Consider the following 25,219-nt stretch of genomic DNA (forward strand, 5'->3'; position numbering starts at 1 on the left):
TCCCAGTGTGGCCGATCACCCTCTCAGGTCGGCTACGCATCGTCGCCTTGGTGAGCCGTTACCTCACCAACTAGCTAATGCGCCGCAGGCCCATCCCCAAGTGACAGATTGCTCCGTCTTTCCAGTTTCCTTCAGGCGAAGAAAACAACTATTCGGTATTAGCTACCGTTTCCGGTAGTTGTCCCAAACTTGAGGGCAGGTTGCCTACGTGTTACTCACCCGTCCGCCGCTAAGTATCAAGGAAGCAAGCTTCCTATCAACTCCGCTCGACTTGCATGTATTAGGCATGCCGCCAGCGTTCGTCCTGAGCCAGGATCAAACTCTCCAATAAAGTATTGAAAAGAGCGATAAGCTCATTTTGAATCTGACGAGATTAAAAATCTCATTTGTGCTCCAGTCGATCCAAGCCAAGGCTTGTCTCAAACTTTCGCGTTCATTCTGCAAGCAGAATGTTAACTCACTCGTTGTTCAGTTTTCAAAGATCAAACTTATTTTGTTACCGAATGTCGTTCTCTTCAGCAACTTTTATATCTTATCACATCCAAACCAACTTTGCAAGCTCTTTTTTTAAGTTTCTTTTGAAGCTTATTTCATTTGCTTGCCGCACCGTGTAAACCGTGTTTTCTTGGCCGGAATTAGAATATACCATGTACAGATATTGAATGCAAGTCTTTTTTTGATTAATTATATATCTTTCTATAATCTTTTTGTTTTTTTCTACACTCCCACATTTATCTCACGTAAAAAGCCTCTCTATAAAAGAAAGGCCCTCTCATCAAGATACTTTAATATCTATTGTTATCCGATAACCTCTTGGATATGAAGCTGCCGTTGCTGCATCAGGTTAATGATGGTTCCTTCTACTGACACCATAGGCCGTGTAGGATGATCTCGATCAGAGAATACGATCTCTCCAATCTGGTTATTGCTGAGTTTTACTCGGATGCCATTATGGATCTGGGTCGACCGTTGAACAAATACACTTACGATTGCAGGGTCCAATTTCCCAAAGGCCTCACTTTGGATCTGTTCTAGGACTAGGTATGGTGATTGTGCCTTGCGGTAGATCTTCTCCAGCGTCATGGCGTGGAAAATATCAGCAATAGCTACAATCTTGGCATAAATATGAATCTGCGTCCCACTAAGCTGCAACGGGTAGCCTGATCCATCCACTTTTTCATGATGCTGCAAAGCTGCAAGTCTGGCTCCCTCATTAATAGCCTTTGCCTGTTTAAGGATCTGATAACCATATTTCGTATGCTGACGAATCTCTTCCTGCTCTGTAGCCGTCAACGTGGATGGTTTATGGAGAATCTGAGGATCTACCTTGTTGTTACCAATATCATGGAACAAGCCTGCAAAAGCCACTTGCATCCAATCCTTGGAGGGGAGATCGATCCATTGAGCCAGTTGATAGGATGTGATCGCACTCAGTACGGCATGGTGATATACATAATCATGTTCTTGCATTACTCGTGGACTGAAGGTAAGCACATTATATTGTTTGAGATGTGCAAACACTGCCTCCAACTGTGTACGTAACTCATAGACCGGTAATTCAGCCGCCAGAGAGGACAGGAAAGCATTTTTGGTTAGTCCGACCATCTTCTCATACTCATCCTGCAAAGACGTTACTACAGGAGCTGTGGTGACGTTCCCTGTCTTCCCTGCCCGTTCACCATTGTTGTCATTGGCAGAACTTCCTGCGGACACAGATGCACCTTTGGTTCCTGTACTACTCGACACCATTCTTTCTTGTTCAATATCTACCTGTTGAATCATAAAGGCTCTGAGCACTTCCATATCCTTGGGTAAAATGACTTTTCCCTTCTGAAGCAGAACGTTGCCGCGAAGTGTTTGCACATCACTCCCAAGTTTGAGTCCTGGTTTGACTTCTGACAGGGTGATTAATCCCATGTGTATTCCCCTCACTCATCGTTCTTCTATGTTAATACAAACAAGACCATAGTCCCGGTTTTTCATGATATTTCCCATTATATTACTCAGGAATCAGGCTGTACATCCCAGATTCGGAAGAATAAAAGAAGAGATTCCTTTATACAAACAAAAGGGCTCCCGGTGGGAGCCCTCGCAATCTTCTTCCAATCTCAAAGAGATCAGTCTTTATAAAATTCTATTTTATGCTTCCGAACCGGAATCGTCGTCGCCCTCAACTTCATTAACCTCAGCGTCAGAAACGGTGCCTTCTTCCAAGCTTACTTCCGGAGCTTGGGACTCCTCGCCTTCCAAGCCTTCAAGCGACTCATCGTCTGGTTCCTCTTCATTTTTGTCAATTCGGCTGACTGTAGCTACTGAATCCTCGTCACGAATATGAATCAGCTTCACACCCTGCGTGTATCGACCCATAGTGGATATGCCTTCCATGCTCATCCGGATCAACGTACCGCTGGACGTGATAATCATCAGATCCTCTTCGGTTTTAACCATTTTGAGGCTGACTACTGAGCCGTTCTTCTCTGTGACATTAATAGTCTTGATCCCTTTACCGCCACGAGTCTGCATCCGATAATCACTGACAGGTGTACGTTTACCGTAACCTTTGGCTGTAACGATCAGAACATCAAGCTCTTTATCAACTACATCCATGCCGATAACAGCATCCTGTTCATCCAATGTAATCCCTTTGACGCCGGTTGCGCTACGTCCCATGGAACGTACATTACCTTCCGAGAATCGAATAGACATTCCGTGAGCTGTACCCATGATGATCTCTTGCAATCCATCGGTCAGCTTAACATCGATCAGAACGTCATCATCACGTAAGGAAATACCGATCAAGCCGCCTTTGCGGATATTGGTGTAATCCTCAAGTGGCGTCTTCTTCACAACCCCTTGGCGGGTAGCAAAGAACAAGTATCTGTCACTTTCGAATTCCTGGACCGGAATTACGGCATTGACCGATTCGCCCTGCTCGATCTGGATCAGGTTGATAATCGGCGTTCCCCGAGCGGTACGTCCAAGCTCTGGAATCTCGTAAGCTTTGAGACGGTACACTTTACCTTTGTCAGTGAAGAACATGAGGTAATTGTGGGAGTTGGTCACAAACAGATGCTCGACAAAGTCGGTATCTTTTGTATCCATACCCACGACCCCACGTCCACCACGTTTCTGGCTGCGGTATGTGGATACCGGCAGACGTTTCACGTAGCCTGTATGAGTAATCGTAATGATAACCTCTTCACGTGGAATCAGGTCCTCATCCAGAATGCTCTCTTCGCCTACAGTGATCTCTGTACGACGATCATCGCTGAAGCGGTCGCGGATCTCTTGCAGCTCCGTACTGATAATCTCAAGCACCAGATGCTCATTGGCCAGAATTTCGCGATACTCTCTGATTTTGACCATCAGTTCGTTATATTCATTTTCAATACGTTCGCGTTCCAGACCTGTGAGGCGTTGCAAACGCATATCGAGAATAGCTTGAGCCTGATCATGACTGAGTGAGAAACGCTCAATCAAACCTTCTCTTGCTGCATCCGCATTACTTGATGAACGAATCAACGTAATAATCTCGTCGATATGATCCAGCGCAATACGTAAACCTTCTAGAATGTGTGCACGAGCTTCAGCCTTTTTCAGTTCAAACTGCGTACGTCTGCGAATAACCTCAATCTGATGCTGCAGATAGTGATACAACACTTCACGCAAGTTCAGAATTTTAGGTTCTTTATTAACAATCGCAAGCATGTTAATCCCGAAAGTGGATTGCATCGATGTATGTTTGTACAGGTTGTTCAGGACAACCCCCGGATTCACGTCTCTGCGAAGTTCAATTACAACCCGCATACCATTACGGTCAGACTCATCACGAAGGTCAGTAATACCATCAATCTTTTTATCACGTACCAACTCGGCGATTTTCTCAACAAGTCTCGCCTTGTTTACCTGATAAGGCAACTCTGTAACGATAATTCGCGCCTTGTTGTTGTTCTCTTCGATGTTGGTTTTGGCCCGCATCGTTACTGAACCACGTCCGGTCTGATACGCCTGGCGAATGCCTGAACGGCCCAAAATGTAGCCGGACGTAGGGAAGTCTGGTCCTTGAATGTAATCCATGAGTTCCATGGATGTAATGTCCGGATTTTGAATCATGGCCTGTACACCATCAATGACCTCACCCAGGTTATGAGGAGGAATATTGGTAGCCATACCTACCGCGATCCCGCCGACCCCATTGACAAGCAAGTTAGGAAAACGAGCAGGCAGAACGATTGGCTCATGTTCTTCACCGTCATAGTTTGGCTGGAAATCAATCGTATCCTTGTTGATATCTCTGAGCATTTCCATAGCAATCTTGGACAAACGTGCTTCGGTATAACGCATGGCTGCTGCCATATCACCATCGACCGATCCAAAGTTACCATGTCCATCTACATGCATATAACGCAGGGAGAAATCCTGTGCCATCCGTACCATCGTCTCGTAAACAGCAGAGTCACCGTGTGGGTGATACTTACCGATAACTTCGCCGACGATTCTGGCTGATTTTTTATGTGGTTTATCGGGTGTCATGCCGAGCTCTGACATCGCGTACAGAATACGCCGGTGAACCGGCTTCAATCCATCACGCACGTCAGGTAAGGCACGGCTAACGATGATGCTCATCGCATAATCCATAAACGATTCACGCATCTCGACGCCTATATCCCGATCTGTAATCTGAGAGTTCATTTCTTCCGCCATGCTGGACCTCCTTCTTGTCCTTCAACAAACGTTCCATTCCGTCATGCAAAAAAGTTGATTATATGTGAAAAGCCTAACAAGGCTAAAACCGCGCAAGAACGCTACTCTTTATTATATTACTTTCACAAAAGTTACACAATTAAACGTCCGCTGGGCAATAGCCTTTCTTCCGGGAACTTCTGCGTGTCTGGGGATACGCCCTGCCTTCCTCCCCAATTGCACATACAATGCTAGAAAAACGGCATATGTACTGTGCCTACCGAGGCTAAAGCCATTCCCGTCCTACGATCAAACTGCAAATTGTGCAGCTCATCGCACAAAACGCCATATTTCTCTATTATACCACTGAAATCGTCTCTTGTCCTTTGATTTCTCCGTGTCTGGTCCCTCTTTAGAACTGAACAAAACATGAAAGGACTGATGAATCTTGGGTATCCAACGCGTCTCCAGCAAATGGGCCAAAACAGCCGTGTTACAACGCAGTCGCATTGTGAATGAATATATCCCGGTGACCCGAAAATATAGCCGTCAAACTCTGGAACGAATGACTGAATTATTTGAGTCCAACTATATCAAACCGGACCGTGGTACTTACGGTAATGGGGTCATGCGGGTGAAAACAACCCGTTTATACGAACCTGTCGATAATTCCGAAGATTCCACCACAGATGCAGAGGTTTCGGAAGAAACCAATGATCGAAACCTGCCTGATGAACCCGAAGCAAGTGCTGTTATCTCCAGAGCTACCTATCTCACAACAACATATCATCTCCAATACGGTACAGAGGAGAGATCATTTCATTCTCTGGACGAACTCGAACGAGCACTGAATGATCGCATTCAGGAACGTGAATATATCATTCAACAGGGAATCTCGCTGATGAAGCATGAAGATTTGCCTTTTGACTTGCGTGTGTTAACTCAGAAAAATCTGCAACACAACTGGGAAACAACAGGTATTCTGGGACGTGTTGCTGCGCCGGGCAAAATCATCACCAACATTCATGGTGGTGGGCGATTGGCTACGTTTGAAGAACTCGTACTCCCCCATCTTCACCAGGAGGGCTTCAAAAAACTTCGCACTGAGCTGTACCGCTTAGGTATTCATACCGCTGTGCAATTGCAAACATCATTTCCAAGACTCAAAGAGATTGGTATTGATATTGCGCTAGACGAAGCAGGGCGTCCCTGGATTCTTGAAGTCAACACACTGCCAGGCATTTATGCCTTTGGCTTATTACCGGACAAGGAGGCGTACCGGAAGATTAAACGTTATGCGATTGCGTACGGTCGTTTGCCCTCCAAAAAGGGTAAGAGCTCCCGTCCATCCCCTAAAGCACAGGCTTCATCTACCAAAAAACGTGTACGCAGATAACAACAAAGGGATACGAAAGTGTAAGTATACGCCTTCCCTGTTCCATACCTTCCCTGATATAAAAAAAGGCGCCCTCTCAGGCGCCTCTTCGAATATGTTAAATGTCGAGGTTTTTCACGTATTTTGCATTTTCCTGGATAAAGTCACGACGCGGTTCAACGTTATCCCCCATCAGGGTGTCAAACATGGTATCAGCAAGTATGGCATCATTGATCGATACTTGCATCATGGTCCGGCTCTCCGGATCCATCGTCGTTTCCCACAATTGTCCGGCATTCATCTCACCAAGACCTTTGTAACGCTGAACGTTGAATTTCGCATTTTCGCCGAGCGTTGCAATAATTTCATCGCGCTCTCTCTCGGAACCGGCATAACGAATCACTTTGTTACGCTCAATCTTGAACAATGGCGGTTGTGCAATATATACATAACCTGCCTCAATGATTTTACGCATGTACCGATACAGGAACGTCAGCAATAGTGTTCGGATATGAGCACCATCAACGTCGGCATCGGTCATCAAAATGATTTTGTGATAGCGTGCTTTGGCAATATCGAAGTCATCACCAATACCCGTACCCATTGCCGTAATAATTGCTCTAATCTCCGCATTACCCAAGATCCGGTCGAGACGAGCTTTTTCCACGTTCAAAATCTTACCACGCAGTGGCAAAATCGCTTGGAAATGACGATCCCGACCTTGCTTTGCTGATCCGCCTGCAGAGTCACCTTCGACGATGTACAATTCGCTGATTGAAGCATCCTTGGATGAACAGTCTGCCAGTTTACCTGGAAGTGAGCTTACTTCGAGTGCACCTTTACGACGTGTCAGTTCACGGGCTTTACGGGCAGCTTCACGCGCACGTGCTGCTTGCAGACCTTTTTCCAAAATGCGACGGGATACGGAAGGATTCTCTTCCAGGAACTCCTGCAGCTTCTCGGCAAACAAGGATTCGACAATCCCACGCACTTCGCTGTTGCCCAGCTTGGTCTTTGTCTGTCCTTCAAATTGCGGTTCCGGAATCTTGACCGAAATAATAGCTGTCAAGCCTTCACGCACGTCATCCCCGGAAAGGTTCCCCGTGCTGTCCTTGATTACCCCCGCCTTACGGGCGTAGTCATTGATAATCCGCGTAAGGGCACTCTTGAAACCTGATTCATGCGTTCCGCCCTCATGCGTGTTGATATTGTTCGCGAAGGAATAGATATTCTCGGTGTAGTTGTCATTGTATTGCAGGGCAACTTCCACCTGGATGTTATCTCTGGAACCTTCAACGTAAATTGGAGTTTCATGCAGTACTTCGCGCTTCTGGTTGAGGAAGGAGACGTATTCGATAATGCCGCCTTCATACAGGAATGAGTTGGTTGCGCCTGTACGCTCATCCGTCAATGTAAGACCAATACCCTTGTTCAGGAACGCCAGCTCACGAATACGGGCCAGCAAGATGTCATATTCATAAACTCTTGTTTCCGTGAAAATTTCAGGGTCCGGATGGAATCTAACTGTTGTTCCTGTTTCGTCGGTTGTTCCGATCACTTTCAGGTCGTACTGTGGAGCTCCACGGCGATATTCCTGTTGATAGATATGTCCCTCACGTTTAACCGTTACAACCACTTTTTCAGAGAGTGCATTCACAACGGACACACCAACACCATGCAAACCACCGGATACTTTATATCCGCCGCCGCCAAATTTTCCCCCTGCATGGAGGACAGTCATAACTACCTCAAGTGCAGGACGTTTCATTTTGGTATGTTCGCCGACAGGAATACCCCGTCCGTTATCGACTACAGTCACGCTATTGTCTTCATGGATACTGACCTCAATGTGGTCGCAGTAACCTGCAAGCGCTTCGTCAATACTGTTGTCCACTACTTCCCAGACCAGATGATGCAGGCCCTTGGAACTGGTGGAACCGATATACATGCCCGGACGCTTCCGTACGGCTTCCAATCCTTCAAGGACCTGAATTTCATTCGCATCATATGACGGTTGATTCATAGACATGCCTTTCACCTACTTCTATAGATTCAATATCGTAAATATGCGTTAACTAATAATGTTTGCTGAAATAGGCAACGTCCTTCATTTCAGCAGCTACTCAAATTTAAAGACAAGCAGCAAAAGAGACATCTTTTATGCCACACAACGCTAGAGATCCGGAAAAATGTGAGCCCGCTTTTTCAGCGTGGCTGAGGAAATAGGCGAGTAGTACACAATGTTTTTGGTCACCACAATGGACTTGGCTTCCTCTTCGCCGATGTGTTCCACTGTTTTTTCCTGCTCGGCATGCGTGACATACTGCTTGGAGATCTTTGAGGATTTTTCAATCGATATATCAAAAATAGCGACCAATTCGGAAGAACGGATGATCTTCTCACCGCCCAGATGAATGTACATAAGCCCCTCACTCCTTAGCGTTCAACCTGTCCGGCATGAACGTGATAAATACTGGCATCTTTGAGCTTGTCAACGTTCAGGCTCTCGATCCCCGTAGCCGTAATAAAGGTTTGCACCTTGCTCTGGAACGTTTCGATCAGCTGCGTCTGGCGGAAAGGGTCCAGCTCGGACAGAACATCATCCAACAACAGAACTGGATATTCTCCGATTTCTTCATGAATCAGTTCAATTTCCGCAAGTTTAAGGGACAACGCCGTTGTGCGCTGCTGCCCCTGCGAGCCATATGTTTGTACTTCCCGATCGTTAATGAAAAAGGACAGGTCATCCCGATGCGGCCCACTAAGGGTTGTGCCTCGGCGAATCTCCTGCTCTTTCATTTGTGATAATTTTATCATAAATTGGTCCATTAAGACAGCTTCATCTTCCTCAGCGGCTTCGCTGAAGGAAGGAAGGTAGGCCAGCCGCAAGACTTCTCCGCCTCCGGTGATCCCCTGATGAATCGTTTCTGCCCACTTTTGCAGTTTCTTTATGAATTGTTTCCTTTTTTTGACGATTTTAACACCATGCTCGACCAGTTGTTCGTTCCACACCTCAAGCATGGTCTGGGCCGATGCCCCTTTTCCCCATAACTGCTTAAGCAAATTATTTCGTTGGACGAGCACTTTTTGGTATTGCTGCAGGTGGTACAGGTAGCCAGGTGCAACCTGTCCAATCTCCATGTCAAGAAACCGGCGGCGGACCCCCGGTGTGCCTTTTACAATTTCCAGATCCTCCGGTGCAAACATCACCACATTGAGCGCTCCGACAAAATCACTTAACTTGCGCTGCTCCAGGCCGTTAATCTTTGCTTTTTTGCCTTGTTGCGACAAAGATAGTTCAAGCTTGACCGATCCGTACTTTTTGTCGACCTCTGCTGCAAGTCTGGCACGTTCCTCACCGAAACGGATTAACTCCTTGTCACGGGATGTACGGTGGCTCTTGGTGAGTGCAAGTACAAAAATCGCCTCTGCAAGATTGGTCTTGCCTTGGGCATTTTGCCCGATCAACAAGTTTACGGGACCAAAAGAATCCAGTCTCAGATGTTCATAATTGCGGAAATTCTGCAGATCAATGCTGTTCACAAACACGCGGTAACCTCCCTTTTATCCCGTCCGTCAGGAGGCAGCAGGATCGAACTGGTCTTCTTATTCTGCAGCAACTTCGAATGTGCCTTCTCCGTCCACTTCAACGATATCCCCAGGGTATAACTTACGTCCCCGGCGTTCCTCAGGCTCTTTATTCACACGTACAAGTCCTTCCTGAAGCAGAGCTTTGGCCATACCTCCAGTTGGGATGCAATCAGCCAGTTTCAAAAATTGATCAAGCTTAATATATTCCGTACGAATCGTAACTTGGTTCACTGTGATCTTCCTTTCGTTAGTTGGTCGTCCGATATGGCAATATCACGTAAAGGCTGTGACTGTCATCCAGCGGTTTCAAGATGATTGGACTCATGACTCCTGTAAAAGCGATCATCAGCTGCTCACTTTCAACAACTTTCAGCACATCCAGCATGTATTTGGAGTTGAACGAGATTTTTAACGGATCTCCTGTAAACTCGGCAGGTTCGATTTCTTCTCTTACTTTACCTAGCTCGGAAGAGCTTGAAGAAATTTCAACGGATCCCGAATCCATCGTTTGCATACGCACGATGTTTGTTTTCTCTTCACGCGACAGCAAATAAGCCCGGTCAATGGATTCACTTAATTTTTTTGTATCTAAAACAAGTTCTGTTTTGTATGACGTTGGAATAATTCTAGAAGTATCCGGATATGTTCCGTCCAAAATACGGGAGTAGAACAATACACGGTCGATTTTGAACAGAACCTGGTTATCTGCAACAACGATATCCACAAGGGTATTTTGATCCGGAACAATTTTGCTGAGTTCGTTCAGCGTTTTACCGGAAATGACCACGTTGTTAAAGCGGATACCTTCTGCATTATCCAGCATTGCTGATCGAGTAGCAAGACGGTGACGGTCTGTTGCCACAAATTTCAATTCGTTGTCACCCAAACTCCAGAGTACACCTGTCAGGATTGGAGTAGTCTCATGTGTGGAAATGGAGAAGACCGTTTGTTTGATCATATTTTTCAGCAAATCTCCTGGAATGGAGACGGTTTGGTTTTCTTCGATGCTTGGCAGTACCGGGAATTCTTCCGGATCCAGACCTACCAGTTGAATTTCGGTAGCACCTGCGGAGATAAAGGTGTTGAAGTTCTCTTTGACTTCCATGTGCACTTCCTGTGATGGCAGCTTCTTGATGATCTCCACAAAAAACTTGGCTGGCAAAACTACACTGCCGGGTTGATCTACCTGAACTACGCTTTTATCTCCATCTTCAAGCGGGATGAAGGATTGAATGGATATATCGGTGTCACTTGCTGTCAACGTTACACCTTGATGATTGACGTCGAATTTAATACCGCTCAGGATCGGAATCGTCGTACGGCTTGAGATCGCTTTGGATACTTGCTGTATGGAATCGTTTAAGTAGTTTTTCATTATGCTGATTTTCATGGTTTCACTCCTAGCTGTTTTTTTGGGTGTTGGGGTGTTAAAAGGTGTTTTTCAAAGGCCGAAGGCTAAGCTCCGAAATGGCTATTTTGGAGATGATATCTTTAAGATCTTTTTAGTAATAATAGTAATAGGGGCACTGAATATGTGGATAAGTGGGTATAAACCCGTACACCCAAGCCTATCCACATGTGTATACGTTGTGCATAGGCTTGGGACTTGTTCAGGTTGGATTCTTTATTTTTTCGGTTAAGTTGTTGATAACTTTATAGAGATCCTGATCGTTTTTAATCGCTTGGGAGATTTTTTCGTGAGCATGTATGACAGTGGTGTGATCTCGTCCTCCGAATGCTTCCCCAATTTTGGGCAGAGAAAAGTCTGTCAGTTCACGAGAGAGATACATGGCAATCTGTCTTGGAAAAGCAACTGCCTTGGTCCGTTTCCGTGCTTTGAAATCTTCAAGCTTAAGGCTATAATACTCGCCGACCTTTTGTTGGATGTCATGAATAGTGATCATTTTGGGACGACTGGAAGGAATAATATCCTTCAGTGCTTCAGCTGCCAGATGAGTGGTTACATCTTGATTAGTCAGTGAAGAATAAGCAACGACCCGAATCAGGGCGCCCTCCAGTTCACGGATGTTGGTGTCAATCTGGTTGGCAATGTACATCATCGCTTCATTCGGAATATCCAGGTTTTCCGCACGTGCCTTTTTCCGCAAAATTGCGATCCTTGTCTCCAAATCTGGAGGCTGGATATCCGTGATTAACCCCCATTCAAAGCGAGAACGAAGCCGTTCTTCCAATGTCGGAATTTCCTTCGGTGGTCTGTCGCTGGAGATGATAATCTGCTTCCGTTCCTCATGCAGCGCATTAAACGTATGGAAAAATTCCTCTTGTGTTGATTCTTTTCCCGCCAAGAACTGAATATCATCAATGAGCAAAATGTCGACGCTCCGGTATTTGTTACGGAAGCTCTCCCCGCGGTTGTCACGGATCGAGTTAATGAATTCGTTCGTGAATTTCTCAGACGACAAATAAACGACTTTGCTGCCGGGATCATGCTCCAGAACATAATGTCCGATCGCATGCATCAAGTGAGTTTTACCGAGACCTACTCCTCCATACAGAAATAGAGGATTGTAAGCTTTGGCGGGCGCTTCAGCGACCGCCAGCGATGCGGCATGGGCAAAACGGTTGCCCGGCCCGATGACAAATGTATCGAACGTATATTTCGGATTCAGCATGCTGAGTACGGCTTCTTCCTGTACAACTGTAGGCGTTGGAGCCGGCAGTTGCGGGTCCGGTTCAGCAGGCTTGTTCTCTTCGATGACAAATTTCACATCGACTTGCTTGCCAAGCAACTCGTATACCGTCGAGCCAACCAATTTGGTGTAACGGCTCTCCAGCCATTCGACGGCAAACGTGGTTGGTGCGGAAATGACGATTGAACGGTCATTCAGCTTGGTGGCTTTGGTTGCTTTGAACCAGGTGTCAAAGCTGGGTTTGCTGAGTTTGTTTTGTATGATTGATAAAATTTGCTGCCATAAATCAGAAGTATGGCTGTCCACAGACTGTCACTCCTTTTACATGTTCCAAGTGTGGCTTAAGCCATGATGCAGTGTCGAAATACGAGATATATTGTTGAATTTATCCCCAAACCCCCGCAGGTCGAAAACAAAAAAAGTATGAACAACGGAAAATTGTTCACAACTTTATCCACAGGCTGTTGATAATATTATGGGTCAGATCACATATTCACATCCAAAAGTAATACAATCATAGCAAAAGAAACCCCGCATTTCAACGTATCGCGTGATTTTATCCACAAATTCAATAACTTGTGTATAATTTTTAGTCACAACACAATATATTGTTTATAAACTGTTTAATTTTCGACAGAATGACCCAAAAACCAAAAATGTCTTATACACAGGTTATCCGTCAAATGATGCCAAATTGTGTGTAAAAGTATTCTTCGTTTGTGAATAACCTGTCTGTGGATAACCGTGAAGTAAAAACGAAGCATGATTGAGATCGGAAAAAGAGTGACCTCTCACCCTCGCGTTTTTCTTGCCAATGGGGCGATGATGAAAGCGACGAATTCAGTGTCTGGATGGGAGACGGAGAGGGGAGTAAACTCATGCTTTTAATTGAACAAGATCAGTGGTGTATTTTCTGAGCAGATGGTAATTCTGTGATGGCAATGTATAAGAATAATGGACATAGATGACTTCATTTTGAGACATATGTAATGAGAATTATCAGGATCAAGAGGTAAGCTGATACTCGAATATGGAGGTTGAAGTGTATAAATGTATAATATGAAATCAAAGGATAGATTATGCGTGTATAGCAAAAGAGGGTGTCCTCTAAAACCGATTTTTGGTTTTAGAGGACACCCTCTTTTTTTGGTGCGGAGACGAAGTATGGATTGATGATTTAGAGACGGGGAAGAGACATCTTACGCTGGAATTCAGCGATATCTGCGTATTCCTCTTCCAGTTTGCGAGAAATCCGAATAAAGATGGGCAGCAGCTCTTGGTAGAGTACAGCATTCTCTTTGACAGGGGTATGCCGATGCGTTGTACCGACCATGGAAGAAACGGCATGAAGCGATTGGATCCGCCCTGTAGCGTACAAACCAAGCACGACGGCACCCAGACAGGAACTTTCGAAGCTCTCGGGTACAACCACTTCCTGATTGAAGATATCAGACATCATCTGGCGCCAGAGAGGAGAGCGTGCAAACCCACCGGTGGCTTGAATGGAGGTAGGTTGCCCAATCTGTTCTTCCATGGCGAGCAGTACCGTATATAGGTTGAAAATAACCCCTTCCAGGACAGCACGAATCATATGCTCTTTCTGGTGATGGAGTGTTAAGCCAAAAAAGGAGCCACGGGCATCCGGATTCCATAAAGGGGCACGTTCGCCCGAAAGGTACGGATGAAACAGAAGTCCTTCCGATCCCGGCCGGACACGTTCGGCAATTTTGGTCAGTACATCATAGGAATTGATGCCAAGTCGTTTCGCTGTCTCCACTTCAGACGCGGCGAATTCATCCCGCACCCAACGAAACAGCATGCCACCATTATTCACAGGTCCACCAATGACCCAAAGATTCTCTGTGAGGGCATAACAGAAGGTTCGACCTTTGGGATCGGTAACCGGACGGTCCACGACAGTGCGAATGGCCCCGCTGGTTCCGATGGTTGCTGCGACAACACCAGGTTCAATGGCGTTCACGCCGAGATTGGATAAAACCCCATCACTTGCGCCAATAACAAAGGGCGTGGAGGGGGAGAGAGCCATTTTTTCAGCCGATTCGTGATTCATTCCTTCTAATATATGTGTTGTAGGTACAAGCTTCGAGAGATGGTCGGGTGTAATGCCTGCAACCTCAAGGGCCTCTGCGTCCCAGTCCAGTTGTTCCAGATTGAGCAAACCTGTGCAGGAAGCGATGGAATGGTCGACGACATATTGTCCGAATAGACGGAAGAACAGATATTCTTTAATCGAAATAAATTTGGCGGTACTCTCAAAAAGTTCAGGTTCATCGTGGCGCAGCCACATTAATTTGGTCAGCGGTGACATGGGATGGATCGGTGTACCTGTGCGCAGATAGATGCGATGGCCCAATCCATTCTCTTGCAGCTTGGCAGACCAAGCTGCACTTCGATTGTCCGCCCAGGTGATGCAACGGGTTAAGGGTTTATTATCCTGTCCCATGGCAATGACACTATGCATAGCCGAGCTGCAGGATACAAACAGGATCTGCTCGGCAGCAACACCACTCTGATCCATGACTCCTCGTACAGAGCGGAGGGCCGCCTGTACAATCTCTTCAGGGTCCTGCTCGGCAACATCGGGTGCCGGGGTATACAAAGGGTATTCCTGAGTTGAGGTACTGATGACGGAGCCCTGCTCGGTAAATAACACGGATTTGGTACTGGTGGTACCAATATCGATCCCAATCATATAGTTGTTCATGTATTTAATCCTTCTTTCTTCAGAAAGCGATAAGATTTTAATTTCTTTCTACTATAGATACTCCATTTATACCACTGTACTCAGGAGCAAAATAAAGATCAGTCCCACTACAGATAATAGTGTTTCCATAACGGTCCACGTTTTCAATGTCTGGGAAACGCTCATATTAAAGAATTCTTTGATCATCCAGAATCCCGCATCGTTTACATGAGACAAGATGAGTGACCCCGCACCTGTGGCGAGTACAACCAGCTCAATATTGGCCCCTGGTGTGAGTGCAAGCACTGGAGCGACAATACCGGCGGCTGTTGTCATGGCTACGGTTGCTGAACCGGTAGCTACACGAATGAGACCAGCGACAAGCCAGGCAAACAGGATCACGTTGATGTTGGCATGGGTAGCGACTTCAGCAATCGCGTTACCCACACCACTATTGATCAATACCTGTTTGAAGGCACCGCCTCCGCCAATAATGAGAATGATGGTCGCCGTAGGCGCCAGACATTCACTGGTGAAACGGGAAATATCGTGTTTGGTGAATCCACGTGCAAAGCCGAGTGAAAAGAGGGCAAATACAACTGAAATGAGCAAAGCAATGATCTCATGACCGATAAATTCACTGAAAACGGTGAAACCGCTCGTGGCATTTGGGTCAATGATGCTTGCTATGGAACCAATCAGCATCAAAATAACCGGCAGCAATATGGTAAACAGGGTAATACCAAACCCAGGCATGTTGCTGTTTGTTTTGGTTGCGAATTGTTCAGCCAGTTCTGCTGGCGGTTCGGTGTGTATTCTTTTTCCAATAAATTTACCAAACAAAGGACCTGCAATAATCGCTGTAGGAATACCAACAATAAGAGAGTACAAAATGGTTTTACCCAGATCCGCGCTGAAGGCTTCAATCGCTATCATTGGCGCTGGATGGGGTGGAACCAAACCGTGTACGGTCGACAGACCTGCCAAAATGGGAATACCAATCTGCAGCAATGACATGTTGGTTTTACGTGCAACCGTGAAAATGATAGGGATCATCAAAATCACGCCGACTTCGAAGAAAACGGGAATACCCACGATAAATCCAACAATCATCATGGCCCAGTGCACACGTTTTACACCGAACCGATCAACCAATGTAGTTGCAATGCGCTCGGCACCTCCAGATTCGGCCATCATCTTACCAAGCATCGTACCGAGAGCAATAACAATTGCGATGGTTCCAAGTGTGCCGCCAAGTCCCCCGGTAATGGAAGAGATCACATCGGCAGGTTTCATGCCTGTAAGCAAACCGAGCATTAATGCGGACAACAGCAGGGTGATAAAGGGATTCCATTTATACTTGGAGATCAAAACGATCAGAAAAACGATCGCAATTAACGTCCAAACCAATAATGTTGCGTTGTGGGATAGTCCAAAAAGAGTGCTCATGATGTTGTGTGCTCCTTTATTTCTGATATAGAACGCTTACAAGTGAAATTAGCGTCAACAATTAAAGTTGTACCAGTACTACAGAAGGTGTTGGCGAAAAATGTAGTTTTATCATGCCCAAATTTGAAACAAAATCGCATTTTGTATACTTGTCGACAAGTTAAGCTGCAATCATTCACGACGGATATGATTGCAAACGCCTTGCATCGATTAAGAATCAAAGCTTTCGTGCAGGGTTTTTCCAGAATCTTGGAAATACGTGCGGACTCCAGTCTGAATGAGCACCTTGTCACCTGATTCAAGTGCTTCAATTAGCAAACGATGTTTCTTAATTACAGCGCTTACTTTCTGCTCGCCTTGAACAAATACTCTGCGCGTTGTGAGCAGCATAACGGTCATCACAACATATCGAATACTCTTCCATAGATGTGAAATACGGGAATGCTGAGCAGCTTCAATGATGGTCTCGTGGAAAACGAGATCCTGATAGGCGAATTCGACGGCGTCCTGATGCCGTCCAGCAAGTTGCATTTTGTCGATCACGTTACGCAGCTGGGTGATTAATGATTCTGGGACATCACCAGCAAGTCGCTGCTGCACAAAACTTTCAATCAGGAAACGGACATCATACAATTCTTCGACATCCTTGATTCGTAGTCCAATGACAACGACACCCATACGTTCAAGTCGAATAAGTCCTTCATTGGACAATGTTCGTAACGCTTCACGGACAGGTGAACGACTGCTGTCAAAATCAGCCGCAATTCGGTTTTCCGACAAAATCTCTCCAGGTCGAAGGGTACCGCTGATGATCCGCAGCCTTAATTCGCAGGCAATGGCTTCACCACGGGAAGCCCCTTGAAGCCAGGAAGAAGGAAATAACATATGGCTAACGCTCCTATTAATAAGTAATCAGTTCATTACTGATCATAGCATAACTATTTTGTGGACTGGACATTCAGTTCCATCGATAGTCTGTAGCTACAAGCTAACGGCTAATTGTTTTTTCAAAGGACTACTTGTATACAAGATGTGATTTTTATCCTACACCTTTCTCAAAAGCTTGTAAACCTTAATTGAAGCGGATACAACGGGATTAGAATATGACGATATTAATAGCCTATAATCATTATCCACATGTGAATAACTTCAAACAGGATGTAATGAAGGAGATAACAGGTATTGGAGGGTGTGGATAACTATAAACGCTGAAATAGGGTGATCTTATCAGGGTCTGGGGATAACTTTCAGGACTCTCTTCGGGGCTTGAAATTGGTAATAAAGTGAACGGACTGTGGTCATTACTATTGGTGGGATGAAGAGTGTATATAAAAGAGGGAGAAGCCTTGCGCCTTGCAGTTGACTTTTCCAGGTGATCATGGTTAAATATATAAAGGTGTTTTCTGTGAAGATGAAAGTGATTCATCACATAAGTATTTCCTTGTGAGGAGGTGCAATACATTGAGACCTACATTCAAACCGAACGTTAGCAAACGTAAAAAAGTTCATGGTTTCCGGAAAAGAATGAGCACGAGCAACGGCCGTAAAATTTTGGCCGCACGTCGCCTTAAAGGCCGTAAAAACCTGAGTGCTTAATGCATTGAAGACCACCGAGGTGGTCTTTTTTTTCTTAATTAGCTCAAATCAGACTGGATGCTGCTACAGATCAGGTCTGAATGGTCTGCGAAAAAGTGCTGAACACACACGAATGTATGTTGAGTGAGTTTTCCATTTTTCGAAAACTTACATTATATAATGATGAATCGTTGATAGGTTAAAATGGCCAATCAACATTCATCCCGGATGAATGCGGATCAGTTCAAGTAGCTGATTAACAATCATCCCAAATGAAGTTGTCGCCAAGGCGGTTTACCGTCATTCAAGAAAGCCTATACTAAATCAGTAATGAGGCCTCCGTCAATAACATTGGTGGAGAACAGCAAGGAGAAGCGCCGTGTATAAAAGACTGCGTCTACGAAACCGGGCGGACTTTAGCCGTGTATACCGGTATGGGAAATCGTTTGCCAATCATCAATTCGTGGTGTATGGTTGTCGCCGTAAAGATACGGAACAATTTCGGGTCGGCGTATCATGCAGCAAGAAAATCGGAAACGCTGTCGTACGCAACCGGATGAGACGCATGATCAAGGAAATTGTTCGCCATCATGAGCATGAAATCGTCACGCAGATGGATCTGATTTTTATCGTCAGAAAAGGTGCACTGGACATGCCCTATAAGGAAATGGAAAAAAGCCTGCTACATGCGATGCGAAAGGGCTCTCTTTTGAAGTCGAGCAAGCGGTAAGCTTCGGTTTATTTGTCCTCCTAATTATGGTATGATTTTACGATGGAATGGATTGGTTAAGAGAGGGGTTATGAAGTGTCGCGATTGAAGACATCAAAGGGGAAGTGGATTCTCCTCATTGCAGTCATTGCAATGGTCACTGTACTCGCCGGATGTACTCCACAAGGAGCCGGGGTTACTACGGAAGATCTAAAGAATAGTGATTCTTTTTGGCAAGCCAATGTTGTGTACTGGTTCTCACTGGCGCTGGATACATTCGCCAACTGGTTCAAAGGTGAATATGGACTGGCCGTCCTCGTGATGGTGCTTATTGTACGGACTCTGATTTTACCACTAACAATGAAACAAGTCCGTAGCTCCAAAGCTATGCAGGCGATTCAGCCGCAGCTGAAGGAGATTCAAGCCAAGTTTAAAGATACACCTGAGAAAGTTCAGCAAGAAACAATGAAGTTGTTCCAGGAGAACAAAGTTAATCCGATGGCCGGTTGTCTGCCACTTATCATTCAGATGCCGATTTACATCGCACTTTATAACTCAATTTACGGAAACTCCAGTCTGAGAACGCATGATTTCTTGTGGCTCCAGCTCGGATCACCCGATCACCTGTTTATTTTGCCAGTGCTGGCTGCCATCACAACATTCATTCAAACTTGGATGATGATGCGTATGAACCCTGCACAGCAAATTGGTCCGATGCAGTTTATGCTGTGGGTGTACCCGATTTTGATCTTCGTGATGTCTTATCAGTTCCCGTCAGCACTTCCGCTGTACTGGTTCTACAGTAACATCTACACGATCGTGCAAAACTATTTCCTTTACCGGAATAATGATAAAATCGTAGCTGAGGTCAACGTGAAGCAGAATAGCTCTTCCAAAAATGGAGCTAAACGCAAAAACGGTGGCAAAGCGACCGTCTCTGGAAAAGGGTCGAAAGGGGCCAAAAAATCGAAATGACCAAAGTCATTACGTCAGGAAAAACCGTTGAAGATGCTGTAAACCAAGGATTGACCGAGCTTGGCGTAAGTCGGGACAAGGTTGAGATACAAGTGTTAGAGCAGCCGTCAAAAGGATTCCTGGGTTTGTTCGGGGTGAGGGCGGCCAAAGTTGAAGTGAAATTATTGCCTGTACCGGAAGTTGTTCCACAGCCGATCAAGCCAGCTGCATACAAGTCTGAAGTAGATGCATTACTCGAGGATGTTGCAGCTAAAAATCCCTATGAAGAAGCGGCTGCTTTCTTGAAAGAGGTCGCAGCAGGTATGGGACTGGATGTTGAAGTGCATATCAAAAAACAGCGGGATGGACATATCTTCAATATTGCCGGCGAAGATCTGGGCATGATTATTGGCAGACGTGGACAGACGCTGGATGCGCTTCAGTATCTAACGAACATTGTAGCGAACCGCTATTCGGAAAGCTTCGTTCGAATTGTGCTCGACGCGGAGAATTTCCGTCAACGTCGGCGGAAGACGCTGGAGGATCTGGCTGAACGGTTGGCTGGACAAGCAATCCGTACCGGTAAGGAAGTTGTACTGGAACCAATGCCACCGCTCGAACGAAAAGTCATCCATGCAAAACTGCAAAATCACCCGCAGATTAAGACGTTAAGTAAGGGCGAGGAGCCTAATCGGCGTGTGGTTATTACGACGAAATAACACGAAATTGAAGACGCAATGGCTTCCTGCCCGGTGCAGAAGCCATTGCTTTTTTCGTACAGAAGCAATTTGATAAGGTGCGTAGAACAAGTAAAGAGTGGACTTAATACGATAAGCAGCATGTCATATGATATATCATTAATAGATTTGAAAATGAATATGGCGTCCCCAGAGGGACGGCAATTTTAAAATAGAGCAAGGAGAGATAACTATGATCAGTGATACGATCACAGCGATATCAACGGCTGTCGGAGAGGCGGGTATCGCCGTGATCCGGGTCAGCGGCCCGGAAGCAGTGTCGGAGACGGAAAAGATTTTTCGCAGCAAAACCCCTTTAACTCAGGCAGCATCTCACACGGTTCATTATGGTCATATCATAGATCCCGTTAATGGGGAAAAGATTGAGGAAGTATTGGTTACGGTCATGCGAGCACCACGCTCGTTCACAACAGAAGATGTGGTGGAGATCAGTGCGCATGGAGGTGTAGTGTCTGTTAAACGGGTCATGGACCTGTTGTTGCAGCTTGATATTCGTCTAGCTGAACCCGGTGAGTTCACGAAGCGTGCTTTCCTTAATGGGCGGATTGACCTGTCTCAGGCGGAAGGTGTCATGGATCTTATTCGTTCCAAATCGGACCGGGCTTTCTCGGTTGCATTGAAACAGGTTGAAGGCAAGTTGTCCTCCAAATTGCGTGATCTACGATATACATTGGTGGAAACACTGGCTCATATTGAAGTGAATATCGATTATCCCGAGCATGATGTGGAGTCGTTAACGTCTGATTTTATTAAAGAAAAGTCCAGTCAGGTTATGACTGAAATTGATAAATTGCTGACTACAGCAGAGCAAGGAAAGATCCTGCGAGAAGGTATCACGACGGCTATCGTTGGACGACCTAACGTAGGTAAATCCTCATTGATGAATACACTTGCGCAAGACAACCGGGCCATCGTCACGGACATTCCAGGAACAACTCGTGATGTAATCGAGGAGTTCATTACGATCAATAATATTCCACTGAAATTGCTGGATACAGCAGGAATCCGGGAAACAATGGACGTTGTAGAGAAGATCGGGGTAGAACGCTCTCGTTCTGCAGTAAGTGAAGCCGATCTGATCTTGATGGTTGTGAATGCCGCGGAGCCACTTCATCCCGATGAGATTGAATTATTGGAACAAATCCGCGGTAGACAATCGATAATCATTATGAATAAAATGGACTTAACGCCACAGGTAGAACGTGACGTGCTGCTTCGTTACATTCCGGAAGAACGGCTTGTACCAATGTCGGTGAAAGATGATCTGGGTGTGGATCGACTGGAAGATGCCATCTCTACGCTATTTTTCAGTGGTAAACTGGAGTCCGCAGATCTGACCTATGTCAGTAATGTGCGTCATATTGCTTTGCTCAAAAAAGCGAAGCAGTCCCTGGTGGATGCCTATGAAGCAGCAGAGCAGTTCATTCCGATCGATATGATTCAGATTGATGTTCGTTTGGCGTGGGAGCATTTGGGCGAGATTGTTGGAGATACAGCACATGATGCATTAATTGATCAGATTTTCTCCCAGTTCTGTCTAGGAAAGTAAAAATAATATACTGCCGATTGAGTTAAATCGTAGTGTATGATGGAGAGGTACAATTTCTGCCTGTTGTCAAAGGATAGAATGATATTGTAGCCATTACGTGTTGGTTTCATATAGATAGGAATGCAAGTTCCGATGAACGGTTAGAAGTAGTTTCATTATTGTAGAACATGATCCGTCTGCGTGAGTTACACCAAATGCAGCGGAATAAGGAGGTAAACGGGAATGGCTTTTGATGGCGGCAGTTATGATGTAATCGTCGTTGGTGCAGGACATGCTGGTGTGGAATCCGCGCTGGCCGCAGCTCGTATGGGGTCCAAAACACTAATGATTACGATCAATCTGGATATGGTGGCTTTTATGCCTTGTAACCCATCTATTGGGGGACCGGCTAAAGGACATGTTGTCCGTGAGATTGATGCACTTGGTGGAGAAATGGGACGGAATATCGATAAAACCTTTATTCAGATGCGGATGCTTAACACGGGTAAAGGGCCTGCTGTTCACGCGCTTCGTGCTCAGGCAGATAAATTCTCCTACCAGCATAAAATGAAGGAAACAATGGAGAATGAACGTAATCTGACGATGCGTCAGGGTATGGTTGATTCACTGATCGTTGAAGACGGAAAATGTGTAGGCGTTGTGACTCAGACCGGAACAGAGTATCGGGCTAAAGCAGTCGTTCTAACGACAGGCACATACTTGCGCGGCAAAGTGATTATGGGCGAGTTGATGTATGAGAGTGGACCGAACAATCAACAACCCTCTCTTAAATTGTCAGAGAATCTGCGTGAACTGGGCTTTGATCTGGTTCGTTTCAAAACGGGGACACCACCACGTGTGCATAAGGATACGATTGATTTTAGCAAAACCGAAATTCAGCCTGGCGATGACAAGCCGAAGTTCTTTTCCTATGAAACAGAATCTTCCGATAATGAGCAGTTGCCTTGCTGGTTGACGTATACATCTGTGGATACACATCAGATTATTAATGATAATCTGCATCGTGCTCCAATGTTCTCGGGGCTTATTGAAGGAACCGGACCACGTTATTGCCCTTCCATTGAAGATAAAATTGTTCGTTTCAGCGACAAGCCGAAACATCAGATATTCCTTGAGCCGGAAGGCAAGAACACATCCGAGTATTACGTACAGGGGTTGTCTACGAGTATGCCAGAAGACGTTCAACTGGCTATGCTGCGTTCAATTCCAGGTATGGAAAAAGTGGAAATGATGCGTAATGGTTATGCGATTGAATACGATGCGATGGTGCCTACACAATTGTGGCCATCACTGGAAACTAAACGTCTACCAGGTCTGTTTACGGCGGGTCAGATTAATGGTACCTCCGGTTATGAAGAAGCAGCAGGACAAGGTGTTATGGCTGGAATCAACGCTGCACTCAAAGTACAGGGGAAAGAGCCGGTAATACTGGATCGTTCCCAAGGTTATATTGGCGTGCTGATTGATGATCTGGTGACAAAGGGTACAAATGAACCGTATCGTCTGTTGACTTCACGCGCTGAGTATCGTCTGTTGCTTCGCCATGATAATGCAGATATGCGTTTGACGGAAATCGGACATGACATTGGCCTGATCCCTGAAGAGCGTTATGCGAAATTCCTGGATAAAAAGGCGAAAGTCGAGCAGGAAGTTGCACGTCTGAAAGTGGCTAAAGCTCGCCCGGTTGAAGTGAATGCCAAGCTGGAAGAGTATGGATCTACACCTATTCAGGATGGCAGTACGTTGCTTACCTTGCTGCGTCGCCCGGAGCTGGGGTATGAACTGATTGAACAGCTCTCACCATCTGAGGTAGAACTGACAGCAGATATGAAAGAACAAGTGGAAATACAAATTAAATATGCGGGTTATATTGAGAAACAATTGATCCACGTGGAACGTTTGCAAAAGATGGAGAAAAAGAAAATTCCGGACACTATCGTATATGATGAGATTCATGGTCTTGCTATGGAAGCCAAACAGAAGCTCGCTACGATTCGTCCAATCTCGATTGGTCAGGCTTCTCGTATTGCTGGAGTTACTCCTGCCGACATCTCCATTCTGCTGGTCTACCTGGAGCATTATAACCGTGTAACCGCAGCAAGGGGACAATAATGGACGATATTCAACAGCAACTGCAGCGGCGCTTAAAGAAACATGGATTAGAGCTGGGCGAACTCCAGTTGGAGCAATTCGAACTGTATTATCAGGAACTGGTATCCTGGAATGAAAAGATGAATCTGACGGGCATAACGGATCGGGAGCAAGTGTATACAAAACATTTCTATGATTCGGTATCGCTGGCTTTTTATACTGACATGACCAAAGTGAATAAGCTTGCTGACATTGGATCAGGAGCGGGTTTTCCGGGATTGCCACTGAAGATCTGTTTCCCGCATATTAAGCTTACGATCATTGATTCATTAAATAAACGTATTGGCTTTCTACAGCATGTGGTAGATATCCTTGGTCTGACTGATGTGGAATTGGTCCATGGACGTGCTGAAGAGATTGGACGCAAAGAAGGGTATCGTGACAGCTACGATCTCGTTACGGCGCGTGCAGTAGCCAAGCTGGCTGTGCTGAATGAATTCTGTCTTCCTTTTGTTCGTAAAAGTGGAATATTCGCTGCCATGAAGGGCGGAGACCCGCGTGAAGAAATGAAGGAAGCGGAGTTCAGCTTCAATCAGCTGAAAGGACGGGTTAAGGCCGTTCATCCTTTCCAGCTGCCGGTTGAAGAATCAGAGCGTCACATCATTCTGATTCAGAAATTTGATAAGACACCATATAAGTATCCGCGTAAACCAGGTACTCCAATGAAGACTCCGCTGATATAGTTGCGTGATGGTTTTGAAGTGAGTCAAAACAAAATAGAATTTTGGACATAGATAAAGAGGATGTTTCACGTGAAACATTCTCTTTTTTTTGTTTTCTAAAATGGAGGACTGGATCAACATTACAGATACTTCGTATTACATATCTTTTAAAGAACCTGTATTGATGAATTTTACGCACAGTAACTCATGAACAATTTCATTAATTGAATGTGTGCAAGTCGTCATATTTCCAATATTCACAAAGAAAAAGCAGGATAATTAGTAGAGTTTAAAGAATAGGTAAGCATAGGATTATGATAGAAAAGATGATAGAATAGAAGTATCCGATCCTGGGTCACAGCGATCATAGATTATATGTATAGATAGATGGATATGCGTTCGATGTTG

Annotated in this window: 19 protein-coding genes and 1 rRNA gene; 8 read left to right on the forward strand and 12 right to left on the reverse strand. The window is 45.4% G+C overall.

Annotation, left to right across the window (positions count from 1 at the left end):
* The 3 genes from CXK86_RS03950 to gyrA all read right to left on the reverse strand — a co-directional run.
* Positions 1–331, reverse strand: a 16S ribosomal RNA gene (locus CXK86_RS03950); the annotation flags it as partial.
* Between the two features lie 467 nt (positions 332–798).
* On the reverse strand, positions 799–1,917 hold the full coding sequence (locus CXK86_RS03955) for an HD-GYP domain-containing protein (RefSeq protein ID WP_101313481.1): 1,119 nt from the start codon (positions 1,915–1,917) through the stop codon (positions 799–801).
* 222 nt (positions 1,918–2,139) lie between these two features.
* A complete protein-coding gene (gene gyrA / locus CXK86_RS03960; protein ID WP_036612002.1) occupies positions 2,140–4,704 on the reverse strand; it encodes a DNA gyrase subunit A in 2,565 nt (854 codons plus the stop codon).
* 427 nt (positions 4,705–5,131) lie between these two features.
* Here gyrA and CXK86_RS03965 point away from each other — a divergent pair, with 427 nt between their 5' ends.
* Positions 5,132–6,079, forward strand: a complete 948-nt coding sequence (locus tag CXK86_RS03965; protein ID WP_101313482.1) for a YheC/YheD family protein — start codon at positions 5,132–5,134, stop codon at positions 6,077–6,079.
* A 97-nt stretch (positions 6,080–6,176) separates the two neighbouring features.
* Here the strand turns inward: CXK86_RS03965 and gyrB are convergent, their stop codons facing one another.
* From gyrB to CXK86_RS04010, 9 genes are all read right to left on the reverse strand, one after another.
* Positions 6,177–8,087, reverse strand: a complete 1,911-nt coding sequence (gene gyrB / locus CXK86_RS03970) for a DNA topoisomerase (ATP-hydrolyzing) subunit B (protein WP_101313483.1) — start codon at positions 8,085–8,087, stop codon at positions 6,177–6,179.
* Between the two features lie 144 nt (positions 8,088–8,231).
* Positions 8,232–8,480, reverse strand: a complete 249-nt coding sequence (gene remB, locus CXK86_RS03975) for an extracellular matrix regulator RemB (protein ID WP_017691405.1) — start codon at positions 8,478–8,480, stop codon at positions 8,232–8,234.
* 14 nt (positions 8,481–8,494) lie between these two features.
* Positions 8,495–9,607 carry a DNA replication/repair protein RecF gene (gene recF, locus CXK86_RS03980; RefSeq protein ID WP_017691406.1) on the reverse strand — a complete coding sequence of 371 codons (1,113 nt, stop codon included), beginning with the start codon at positions 9,605–9,607 and terminating at the stop codon, positions 8,495–8,497.
* A gap of 57 nt (positions 9,608–9,664) precedes the next feature.
* Positions 9,665–9,880, reverse strand: a complete 216-nt coding sequence (gene yaaA, locus CXK86_RS03985) for a S4 domain-containing protein YaaA (protein ID WP_036611994.1) — start codon at positions 9,878–9,880, stop codon at positions 9,665–9,667.
* 16 nt (positions 9,881–9,896) lie between these two features.
* Complete coding sequence (dnaN, locus tag CXK86_RS03990; protein WP_017691408.1) at positions 9,897–11,039, reverse strand: DNA polymerase III subunit beta; 1,143 nt, start codon at positions 11,037–11,039, stop codon at positions 9,897–9,899.
* A gap of 220 nt (positions 11,040–11,259) precedes the next feature.
* Positions 11,260–12,606, reverse strand: a complete 1,347-nt coding sequence (gene dnaA, locus CXK86_RS03995) for a chromosomal replication initiator protein DnaA (protein WP_036611990.1) — start codon at positions 12,604–12,606, stop codon at positions 11,260–11,262.
* Between the two features lie 871 nt (positions 12,607–13,477).
* Positions 13,478–15,025 carry a gluconokinase gene (gntK, locus tag CXK86_RS04000; RefSeq protein WP_036671887.1) on the reverse strand — a complete coding sequence of 516 codons (1,548 nt, stop codon included), beginning with the start codon at positions 15,023–15,025 and terminating at the stop codon, positions 13,478–13,480.
* A 66-nt stretch (positions 15,026–15,091) separates the two neighbouring features.
* A complete protein-coding gene (locus CXK86_RS04005; protein WP_036671886.1) occupies positions 15,092–16,453 on the reverse strand; it encodes a GntT/GntP/DsdX family permease in 1,362 nt (453 codons plus the stop codon).
* 210 nt (positions 16,454–16,663) lie between these two features.
* Entirely contained in the window at positions 16,664–17,338 is a 675-nt protein-coding gene (locus tag CXK86_RS04010; protein WP_101313484.1) for a GntR family transcriptional regulator, read from the reverse strand.
* A gap of 576 nt (positions 17,339–17,914) precedes the next feature.
* Here CXK86_RS04010 and rpmH point away from each other — a divergent pair.
* The 7 genes from rpmH to rsmG all read left to right on the forward strand — a co-directional run bounded on the left by rpmH (position 17,915) and on the right by rsmG (position 24,832).
* The gene (gene rpmH, locus CXK86_RS04015; RefSeq protein ID WP_017691413.1) at positions 17,915–18,049 is read left to right on the forward strand and encodes a 50S ribosomal protein L34; all 135 of its coding nucleotides are present in this window, start codon (positions 17,915–17,917) and stop codon (positions 18,047–18,049) included.
* Positions 18,050–18,407: 358 nt separating this feature from the next.
* Complete coding sequence (gene rnpA / locus CXK86_RS04020) at positions 18,408–18,758, forward strand: ribonuclease P protein component (RefSeq protein WP_036611981.1); 351 nt, start codon at positions 18,408–18,410, stop codon at positions 18,756–18,758.
* A 75-nt stretch (positions 18,759–18,833) separates the two neighbouring features.
* Positions 18,834–19,712 (forward strand): YidC/Oxa1 family membrane protein insertase, encoded by an 879-nt coding sequence (locus CXK86_RS04025; RefSeq protein WP_076252192.1) that lies wholly within the window; start codon positions 18,834–18,836, stop codon positions 19,710–19,712.
* A complete protein-coding gene (gene jag, locus CXK86_RS04030; RefSeq protein ID WP_036611977.1) occupies positions 19,709–20,410 on the forward strand; it encodes an RNA-binding cell elongation regulator Jag/EloR in 702 nt (233 codons plus the stop codon). Before CXK86_RS04025 ends, jag begins: the two co-directional genes overlap by 4 nt.
* 211 nt (positions 20,411–20,621) lie before the next feature.
* On the forward strand, positions 20,622–21,998 hold the full coding sequence (gene mnmE / locus CXK86_RS04035) for a tRNA uridine-5-carboxymethylaminomethyl(34) synthesis GTPase MnmE (RefSeq protein ID WP_036671881.1): 1,377 nt from the start codon (positions 20,622–20,624) through the stop codon (positions 21,996–21,998).
* A 222-nt stretch (positions 21,999–22,220) separates the two neighbouring features.
* Positions 22,221–24,110: a tRNA uridine-5-carboxymethylaminomethyl(34) synthesis enzyme MnmG gene (gene mnmG / locus CXK86_RS04040; RefSeq protein WP_036611972.1), complete on the forward strand. Its 1,890-nt coding sequence runs from the start codon at positions 22,221–22,223 to the stop codon at positions 24,108–24,110.
* Positions 24,110–24,832, forward strand: coding sequence for a 16S rRNA (guanine(527)-N(7))-methyltransferase RsmG (gene rsmG / locus CXK86_RS04045; protein WP_036611970.1), 723 nt, complete (start codon positions 24,110–24,112; stop codon positions 24,830–24,832). Before mnmG ends, rsmG begins: the two co-directional genes overlap by 1 nt.
* The last annotated feature ends 387 nt before the right edge of the window (positions 24,833–25,219 follow it).

The sequence above is a fragment of the Paenibacillus sp. BGI2013 genome (assembly GCF_002843485.1).
Lineage (GTDB): Bacteria > Bacillota > Bacilli > Paenibacillales > Paenibacillaceae > Paenibacillus > Paenibacillus amylolyticus.

Bases quoted from the DNA above. Each gene is read 5' to 3' on its own strand.
- CXK86_RS03955 (WP_101313481.1), bottom strand. From the start codon at position 1,917: ATGGGATTAATCACCCTGTCAGAAGTCAAACCAGGACTCAAACTTGGG.
- gyrA (WP_036612002.1), bottom strand. From the start codon at position 4,704: ATGGCGGAAGAAATGAACTCTCAGATTACAGATCGGGATATAGGCGTC.
- gyrB (WP_101313483.1), bottom strand. From the start codon at position 8,087: ATGTCTATGAATCAACCGTCATATGATGCGAATGAAATTCAGGTCCTT.
- remB (WP_017691405.1), bottom strand. From the start codon at position 8,480: ATGTACATTCATCTGGGCGGTGAGAAGATCATCCGTTCTTCCGAATTG.
- dnaN (WP_017691408.1), bottom strand. From the start codon at position 11,039: ATGAAAATCAGCATAATGAAAAACTACTTAAACGATTCCATACAGCAA.
- gntK (WP_036671887.1), bottom strand. From the start codon at position 15,025: ATGAACAACTATATGATTGGGATCGATATTGGTACCACCAGTACCAAA.
- CXK86_RS04005 (WP_036671886.1), bottom strand. From the start codon at position 16,453: ATGAGCACTCTTTTTGGACTATCCCACAACGCAACATTATTGGTTTGG.
- CXK86_RS04010 (WP_101313484.1), bottom strand. From the start codon at position 17,338: ATGTTATTTCCTTCTTCCTGGCTTCAAGGGGCTTCCCGTGGTGAAGCC.
- jag (WP_036611977.1), top strand. From the start codon at position 19,709: ATGACCAAAGTCATTACGTCAGGAAAAACCGTTGAAGATGCTGTAAAC.
- mnmE (WP_036671881.1), top strand. From the start codon at position 20,622: ATGATCAGTGATACGATCACAGCGATATCAACGGCTGTCGGAGAGGCG.
- mnmG (WP_036611972.1), top strand. From the start codon at position 22,221: ATGGCTTTTGATGGCGGCAGTTATGATGTAATCGTCGTTGGTGCAGGA.
- rsmG (WP_036611970.1), top strand. From the start codon at position 24,110: ATGGACGATATTCAACAGCAACTGCAGCGGCGCTTAAAGAAACATGGA.